Source organism: Aeromicrobium sp., from assembly GCF_036676885.1.
Taxonomy (GTDB): Bacteria; Actinomycetota; Actinomycetes; order Propionibacteriales; family Nocardioidaceae; genus Aeromicrobium.
Genome location: NZ_JAKFCB010000129.1, coordinates 1 through 6,877, shown reverse-complemented (window position 1 = coordinate 6,877; position 6,877 = coordinate 1). Strand labels below are relative to the sequence as shown.

Annotated in this window: 5 protein-coding genes; all 5 read left to right on the top strand. The window is 67.5% G+C overall.

Annotated features, from left to right (window positions below; genetic code table 11):
* Window positions 1-187: 187 nt before the first annotated feature.
* The gene (locus tag V6M46_RS06625) at window positions 188-2,902 is read left to right on the top strand and encodes a glycosyltransferase (protein WP_332663059.1); all 2,715 of its coding nucleotides are present in this window, start codon (window positions 188-190) and stop codon (window positions 2,900-2,902) included.
* 133 nt (window positions 2,903-3,035) lie between these two features.
* Complete coding sequence (locus V6M46_RS06620) at window positions 3,036-4,559, top strand: MFS transporter (protein ID WP_332663056.1); 1,524 nt, start codon at window positions 3,036-3,038, stop codon at window positions 4,557-4,559.
* Between the two features lie 62 nt (window positions 4,560-4,621).
* Window positions 4,622-5,755 carry a peptidoglycan-binding domain-containing protein gene (locus tag V6M46_RS06615; RefSeq protein WP_332663055.1) on the top strand — a complete coding sequence of 378 codons (1,134 nt, stop codon included), beginning with the start codon at window positions 4,622-4,624 and terminating at the stop codon, window positions 5,753-5,755.
* Window positions 5,756-5,793: 38 nt separating this feature from the next.
* Window positions 5,794-6,417, top strand: coding sequence for a hypothetical protein (locus V6M46_RS06610; protein WP_332663053.1), 624 nt, complete (start codon window positions 5,794-5,796; stop codon window positions 6,415-6,417).
* Window positions 6,418-6,542: 125 nt separating this feature from the next.
* The coding region (locus tag V6M46_RS06605; RefSeq protein ID WP_332663051.1) for an amino acid permease at window positions 6,543-6,877 on the top strand (335 nt) is incomplete at its 3' end.

Here is a 6,877-nt window from a genome sequence, read left to right as displayed (position 1 = left end):
CGACGGCGGCGGAGTCGGCCACCTGGGCGCCTGCCTTGATCGTTGCCGACATCACACCAGCTCCTGAGCTTCAGATCGGTACCGTGTCATCCGGTGCAAGGCTACGCGGGCGGGTGCACGCGCAGCCCGGAGGTCACGGGTACGGTCAGTACGCTAGGGCACTCGATACCGTCGACAAGGAGAACCAGTGGCTTTGGTCGAGGGATTCCACCCGCTCGGGCCCGTACCCCGTCTGACGACACCTCATCGGGTGCTCATCGGGCCGGCCAACTTCAGTGGTCAGGCGACCCTGTGGGCGCGTGCTGTCGACCTCCACGTGCTTGACACGTCGGTGCACAGCTTCGCGCCGCGCAGCAAGGGTTTCGACTTCCCTGCCGACATCCAGGTCGATCTGGAGACGTTCCGGAAGGACAAGCGGTTCCATCGGGAGTTCCTGGACTATGTGACAGCGAACTACACCCACGTCGTGATCGAGGCAGGCCGGTCCCTGTTCGGCCCGGCCAAGGACCGCGACGCCATGCGGGACGTGTCGCGGCTGCTCGCCAGCGGGGTAAAGGTCGCGTTCCTGGCGCACGGGTCGGACTTGCGGCTACCGAGCCGGCACGTCGAGATCGAGCCATGGTCGCCCTTTCGGACCGCTGACCCGGAGGAGGTCGGCAAGTACGAGAAATTCGCCCGTCGGACATCGCGCATGTACAACAGCTATCCGGGGTCCGTGTTCGTGTCGACCCCCGACCTCCTGGAGTTCGCGCCCGGCGCGACCTGGTGCCCTGTCGTGGTCGATCTCGAGGCCTGGCACACCGACGAACCGGTCATGGAGCGACCGGTTCCCGTCGTGGCGCACGCGCCGAGCCAGAGCTGGATGAAGGGGTCAGAGTTCATCGACCCCCTGCTCCAGCAGCTCCACGACGAGGGCGTGATCGTCTACCGCCGCGTGGAGGGCATTCCGCACAGCGACATGCCGACGGTCTATCGCGACGCCGACATCGTCATCGACCAGCTCGCCATCGGGTCATACGGCGTCGCGGCCTGCGAGGGCATGGCGGCCGGGCGTGTGGTCCTGGGCCACGTCTCCGTGGCGACTCGATCCAAGGTGCAGCAACTCACGGGTGCGGAGCTCCCGGTCATCGAGGTGGACGCCGACACGATCGTCGACCGGATCCGCGAGCTCATCGCGGATCCCGAATCGGCTCGTCTGGCCGCCGTCCAAGGACGGGCCTTCGTCGAGAAGGTCCACGGCGGTGCGTTGTCCGCCGAGGCGCTGTCGTCGTTCGTGGACGGCCCCGACCCGGTGCCGGCCGACTGGCTCCCGACGGTCATCGGGACCAGGGTCGCGATGGTGTCGGGCAACGACGTCGTGATCGACGCGCGGGTCATGAAGTATGCGCAGACCGTGGCCGGGTGGGGCATCGACGTCACGGCGCTGGGTGTGGCCGGTCGTGCCCATCGGGGCCGGAGCGTCGTCGGCGGCGTGGTGGTGAATACCCCGACGATCGGCCAACCTCTCTCAGATCCGGGTCGGGGGCTCATCGAGCGCATCACGCCGTGGTTCAGCAACCCGGACGAGCAGCAACGCGCCCAGCGGCTGCTCGAACACCGGCAGCGCGAGCTGGCCGCTCTGCAAGGTGGGATCCGGCGAGATCGCTACCGTGAACCCGTTGCCGCGGATCCGGCCGATGAACGCAGGGCCCAGCTCGGCGTCAAGAGGGCGAAGCTCGGACTCAAGGTCCGCAAGGCCGTGTTCCGGGCGCGCGGCGTCAAGGTCGGTCTGGTACGCCGGTGGAACGCGCGACACTCCGCTGACAATGCGCTCGGCGTGGGCGAGCACCGTCGCCGGGTGCTGTCGTTCTACCGCCGGTCAGGGCTGGCCAGGTGGCGCCGGGCGCTGCCCCAGACGCTCGATCGTGAATACATCCTGGGCCCGATGCTCGACCGGTTGAGACCAGATCTCATCCACGTGCACGATGTCTTCCTCCTCGGCGTGGCGGTCCGTGCGGCCCAGCGCGCGGCTGCTAGCGGGAAGGTCGTCAGAGTCATCTATGACGCGCACGAGTACCTTCCCGGTCTTGCCGTCGTCGATCCGCGAGTGGTAGCGGCCTACTGCGACTTGGAGAGCGAGTTCATCCACGCCGCCGACCGCGTGATCACGGTGTCTGAGCCGTTGGCGGAGCACCTGCAGCGCGACCACGGCCTCCGGCGCAAGCCCGACGTCGTGCTCAATGCGCCGATCGATCCGCCTCCTGGGGCCGAGGTCACCGGCGTTCGGGACCTGCTTGGGCTCGATCCCGACACCCCTCTCCTGGTCTATGTGGGCGGACTCAATCGCGCTCGCGGAGTCGCCACCGCGGTCGAGGGTCTTGCCGGCCTCCCGGACGCGCATCTTCTCGTCGTCGCGCGCGAGGGCATCATCACCCGCGAGCTCCGGGCGCGAGCCGTCAAGCTGGGCGTGGCCGACCGCTTCCACGTCCTGCCGTACGTCGAGCCGGGGCTTGTCCCGGACTACATCCGGTCCGCGACGCTCGGCCTCAGCCCGTTGCTTCGCAGCGGGAACCACGATGTGGCACTGACGAACAAGTTCTGCGAGTACATCGCCGCTGGCCTGCCCATCGTGACGAGCGACACCCCGGTCCAGGCCCAGTTGGTCCGCGAGCTGGGGATCGGCACAGTGCACCGGGCCAACGATGTCGATGACTTCGTCCGTGCGGTCGAGAAGGCGCTCGCCGACCACGACGGGCTCTCCGACCGGATTCAGGCAGACGCGCAGCTGCGTCACACGTTCTCGTGGGCGGGGCAGGCTGAGATCGTTCGCGACGTCTACACGGAGGTGTTGGGTCCGCTGCCCTCGCAGGCGTGGCAGGAGCGAGCGACCCACATCTCACGTCTCGGGGACGACGCCGAGTAGCACCCGGTCCGCCACGGGCCGCGACGACTTCTCGTCGCCGGCCGACTTCGTCATGCCAGAAAGCCTTGACAATTCAACATACGATGAATTTTAATTCAACATACACAGAATTTCAGCCAAGAGGAGAACCATCATGAGCACCACAGAAACCCGGGACGGAGCCCGCATACGCACGGGCCCGGTCCTCGCCGTCGTCTCGCTCGCCCTGATGACGGTCGTGTCGGCGGTCAGCGGCCTGAACGTCGCACTGCCCGACCTGGCCCGTGAGACCGGCGCCACCCAGACGCAGATCACCTGGATCGTGGACGCCTACACCGTCGTCTTCGCCGGACTGCTGCTGTTCGCCGGTGCGCTGGGGGACCGGTTCGGCCGACGCGAGCTGCTCGCCGGAGGTCTCGCCGTGTTCGGGATCGCGGCCGGTCTCGGCATGCTCACCAGCGACCCCGGTCAGCTGATCGCGCTGCGCGCCATGATGGGCATCGGCGCGGCAGCGATCATGCCGACCACGCTGTCGATCATCACGACCTCGTTCCCCGTCGAGCAACGGGCGAAGGCGATCGGTGTCTGGGTGGGCATGGCCGGCGGTGGCGCCGTGCTGGGCCTGTTCGGCAGCGGACTCCTGCTCGAGTTCTACTCGTGGAGCTCGTTCTTCGCTCTCAACGTCGTGCTCGCCGGACTCGCGCTGCTCGGCACCCTGTTGGTCGTGCCGAGCTCGGTCGACGAGAACCCCCCGCGGCTCGACCTCGTCGGCGCGCTGCTGTCGCTCGTTGCGGTCGCCGCGACGGTGTTCGGGATCATCGAGGGCCCCGAACGAGGCTGGGATGCGGGCCTGACGGTCGCCGCCCTGGTCGTCGGCGTGGTCGCGCTCGTCGCGTTCGTCCGCTGGGAGCTTCACGTCGCCCAGCCGATGCTCGATCCGCGACTGTTCCGCAACCGCAGCTTCAGCGCCGGATCCCTGACCGTGATGGTGCAGTTCTTCGCCACGTTCGGACTGTTCTTCGTGGTGATCCAGTATCTGCAGTTCGTCGTCGGCCGCTCGCCTCTCGGTGCGGCGGTGGCGCTGCTGCCCCTGCCGCTCGTGATGATCCCGCTGGCCCGCAATGCCCCTCGCATCGCGCAGAAGGTCGGCTTCAAGCGGCTCGCTCCGCTTGGTCTGCTGTTCACCGCCGCCGGGCTCGTGGTCATCTCGCAGGTCGGCACGGACATGACGTACTGGTACTTCGCCCTCGGCCTGGTCCTGTTCGCCGCCGGCATGGGTCTCGCGGGCACTCCATCGACCACCGCCATCACCGAGTCGTTGCCCGAGAGCAAGCAGGGCGTCGCCTCGGCGGTCAACGACACGGCTCGCGAGCTCGGCAGTGCGTTCGGCATCGCGATCCTCGGCAGCGTCCTCAACCAGCAGTACCGGGACAACATGACCGAGGCCGTGCAGGGGCTCCCGCCCGCTGTCGCGGAAGGGGCGCAGAGCTCCATCGCGTTCACCCAGTCCCCACAGGTGCATGCGATGGGATCCACGGGTCAGCAGCTCGTGTCGGCGGCGCAGAACGCATTCGTCGACGGCATCGGTGGAGCCCTGCTGATCGCCGCCGCGGTCGTCGCGGTCACCGCCGTGATCGTCGCGATCCTCGCACCAACCCGGCAGAATTCCGGGGTTTGAGGGACAAGCGAGGCGAATGCGACGCATGATGAAGAAGTTGTCTCGGGAAGGGAGCGCAGACCATGCGCCGATTCATGCTCGCATTCGCCTCGTTCGCCGCGCTCTCGGCCTTGCTGACGTCGCCGGCGGCGGCGAGTCCGCCGGTCCCGTTCCCGTCGAGCCCCAAGGGCCTCCCGGCGCCGGTCACCCTGCCGTCGGGCGTGGATCCCGTCTCGCCGTACCTTCCGCAGGTCTCCTGCAGCCCGGTCAACATGCCGGGTGTCGTCAAGCTTCGCGCGCTGGTGCTCAAGACGTACGGCGAGGGTGGTGCCGGCGGGATCAGCCGCGGCTGCACCGAAGGGGTCTCGGAGCACAGCGAGGGTCGCGCGTGGGACTGGATGGTCGACGTCAGCGACACGAGTGAGCGGACCGCGGCGGCGAACTTCCTCGCCTGGGTGACCGCCAACAACGGTCGCAACGCGCGCCGCCTCGGCATCATGTACATCATCTACAACAAGAAGATCTGGGGGGTCTATCGCGCGTCAGAGGGGTGGCGGACGAGCTCGGGCCACACCGACCACGTGCACATCTCGTTCAGCTGGAACGGCGCCCGCGGCAACACGTCGTTCTGGACCGGCAAGGTCGGCACGATCGACCTGGGTCCGTGCATCCGGTTCACCGGCACGTACGGCGCGCTGACCAGCACCCCGCGCACCGGCGCCTGCCCGCAGACCAAGTCGCTGCTCAAGAAGACCTCGCTGGGCAACCGCGCGTACGGGCGTACCGGCGACACCGTCGCCAAGGCGCAGGGCCTGCTCGGCATCACGAAGACGGCGAGGTTCGACGCCGCCACCTGGACCGCCGTCAAGGCGTACCAGAAGGCCCACGACATCCCCTACACCGGCGCACTCGACCAGCCGACGTGGGCGTCGCTGAGCCCGTCGAGCATGACGAGCAACGCCGTCGCCGGCTATACGCGCAGCGAGGCGATCAGGTACGGGGTCCTCAACTACTCCGACAACACGTTCCAGCGTGGGTATGTCGGCAAGGCGGCGATGATGCTGCAGACCGCGCTGGGCATGCCGACGCGCGATCGCAACGGATTCTTCAACACCGTGACGCTTGCTGCCGTGCAGCGGCTCCAGGCTTCGGCGGGACTGACCCAGGACGGGATCGTGCGCGCCGAGGAGTGGCAGGCCCTGGCCGACGCCCTCTGAGGTTGGGCGCCGGGTCCTCCGCGGTGCATGATGTGCCCATGACCCAGGACGAGTCCGCAGCAACGAACGAGCCCCACGAGGGCGAAGAGCTCGAACGCAAGATCCGCGACCAGCCTGACATCGCTCCCGGAGCGTGGGTCAAGCGGATCGTGCTCGCACTGATCCTGCTCGCCGTGGCGTACATCGGCTTCCGGGTCTCCGCGGCGTTCTTCCCGCGGTGGTGGGCGCACCGGGTGGGTGACCAGGTCGACGACAGCCTCACCCGGGGCACGCTGTGGGGCCTGTTCGTCGGATTCGTGTTCACGTTCGTCCCGCTGCTGGTGCTGCTCCAGATCCGCCGGCGGTTCTTCAGCTGGACGTGGCGGGGCATCGTCGCGCTCGTCGCGCTGCTGTTGGCGGCGCCCAACTGGCTGACGCTCGCGGTCGTGGCCGGCGACAGCAAGGCGGCGCACGCGGGGGAGCGGATCTTCGACGTCGAGGCGCCCGGCTTCCGCGCCGGCACGTTGATCGGGGTGATCTCCGGCGCCCTGCTGGCGCTGATCATCACGGCGACGACGATGCAGATGAAGCGCCGAAAGAAGCAGGTCAAGCGCCTCCGGGTCGAGCGCGACGAGCTCAAGCGCTCCCAGCACGAGCAGGCGGAGGACAACGAATCCAGTTGATCGAGCGGGTGCCGGCTTCGGTTTTCGTCGTACGAACTCTGAAATCCACAGCATCAAAGGTCTAGATCCATACCTCTGTCCCGCGCTAGCATGCACCAACTTCTTCTGAGAGTTGGGTGCATCACATGTCAGAGATTCCCCTCAACGAGGACGAGAGACGGCTCGCGGAGCTCGGCTACAAGCAGGAGCTCGATCGCTCCTGGTCCGGCTTCTCGAACTTCGCGATCTCCTTCTCGATCATCTCGATCCTCGCGGGCTGTTTCACGACCTTCGGTCAAGCCTGGAACAACGGTGGACCGGTCGCCATCTCCTGGGGCTGGCCGATCATCTCGATCTTCATCCTCATCATCGGCTTCACGATGTCCGAGCTGGTGTCGGCCTATCCGACGTCCGGCGGCATCTACTGGTGGGCCTCCAAGATGGGCGGGCCGGCGGCGGGCTTCTTCACCGGCTGGCTCAA